The organism is Streptomyces prasinopilosus, from assembly GCF_001419695.1.
GTDB lineage: Bacteria > Actinomycetota > Actinomycetes > Streptomycetales > Streptomycetaceae > Streptomyces > Streptomyces prasinopilosus.
Window position 1 is genome coordinate 1 of the sequence record NZ_LIRG01000592.1, and the last position, 1786, is coordinate 1786.

Annotated in this window: 1 protein-coding gene; it reads right to left on the reverse strand. The window is 71.1% G+C overall.

Annotation, left to right across the window (positions count from 1 at the left end):
• A partial coding sequence (locus AOK18_RS22855; protein ID WP_055695557.1) for an acetoacetate--CoA ligase occupies positions 1 to 1786 on the reverse strand: 1786 nt, incomplete at both ends.

Sequence of the window (1786 nt, forward strand, 5' to 3'; positions counted from 1 at the left end):
CTGGAGAAGGCGTTTCACCGGGACCTCGATGCGTTTGCCGGTCAGGGTGTGCGGGACGCCGGGCACCTGGATGATCTCGTCGGGGACGTGGCGCGGGGACAGGTGCTCGCGGATGGTCCGCTGGATGCGGTCCTTCAGTCCCTCGTCGAGCACGGCGTCCGGTGCCAGGTGGACGAACAGGGGCATCCAGTAGCCGCCGTCGGGCTGCTCGATGCCGATGACCAGGGATTCCCTGATCTCGGGAAGGCGTTCGACGGCCTCGTAGATGTCTGCCGACCCCATGCGGACGCCCTGCCGGTTGAGCGTGGAGTCGGAGCGGCCGTGGATGACCACGGAGCCTCGGGAGGTGAGGGTGATCCAGTCGCCGTGCCGCCAGACGCCGGGGTAGGTGTCGAAGTAGCTGTCGTGGTAGCGGCTGCCGTCGGGGTCGTTCCAGAAGTGGATCGGCATGGACGGCATGGGATTGGTGACCACGAGTTCGCCGACCTCGTCGGTCAGGGGCCTGCCGCTCGGGTCCCAGGACTGCAGGTCCGTGCCGAGGCAGGGTGCCTGGAGTTCGCCGACGTGGACGGGGAGGGTGGGGACGGCGCCGGCGAAGCAGGAGCACACGTCCGTGCCGCCGCTGACGGAGGCGATCCACAGGTCGTCGCGCACCTCGTCGTGCAGCCAGCGGAAGCCGTCGGGCGGCAGGGGGGAGCCGGTGGTGGCGACGCACCGCACCGCTGAGAGGTCGAAGTCGCGCGAGGGGTGCACGTCCGCCTTGCGGCAGGCCATGACGTAGGCGGCGGAGGTGCCGTAGAGGGTGGCGCCGGTGCGTTCGGCGATCCGCCACTGGGCGCCGGTGTCCGGGTAGCCCGGGCTGCCGTCGTACAGGACGATCGTCGTTCCGGTGAGCAGGCCGGAGACGAGGAAGTTCCACATCATCCAGCCGGTCGAGGTGTACCAGAAGAAGCGGTCTTCCGGGCCCAGGTCGCAATGGAGTCCGAGCTGCTTGAGGTGTTCGACCAGGATGCCGCCCTGGGACTGGACGATCGCCTTGGGCAGTCCGGTGGTGCCGGAGGAGTAGAGCACCCACAGGGGGTGCTCGAAGGGCACCTGCTCGAAGTCCGGTTCGGTGTCCGCGGAGGTGAGGGCCCGCCAGTCGAGCGTTCCCTCCGGGGCCTCGGTGCCGAGCAGGGGGACGTGCACGACGGCACGCAGGGTGGGCAGTTCGCGGCGCAGTTCGGCGACGACGTCGCGGCGGTCGTGCTCCTTGCCTCCGTAGCGGTAGCCGTCCACGGTGAACAGGACGACCGGTTCGACCTGCTGGAAGCGGTCGAGCACGCTGCGCGCCCCGAAGTCGGGTGCGCAGGAGGTCCACACGCCGCCCACCGCCGCGGTGGCCAGGAGGGCGACGACGGCCTGGGGGACGTTGGGCAGGTAGCCGCTGACGCGGTCGCCGGGGCGTACGCCGAGGGCGCGCAGTTCGGCTGCCAGGGAACCGACCTGGCGGCGCAGCTCCGCCCAGGTGACGGGCTTCGGGTCGTGGGTCTCGTCGACGTGCAGGAGCGCCGGCTCGTCCGCGCGGGTCGCTGCGGCGCGCAGGGCGTGTTCGGCGTAGTTGAGGGTGGCGCCGGGGAACCACTGGGCGCCGGGCATCGAACGGTCGCCCAGCACGCGCGCGTAGGGGGCCGAGAAGCGGACGTCGAACCACTCCGTGACGGCCTTCCAGAAGGTTTCCGGCTCGTCCACGGACCAGCGGTGCAGTGCCGCGTAGCCGCCCCCGGCGGGGGCGGCTACGCGGCAC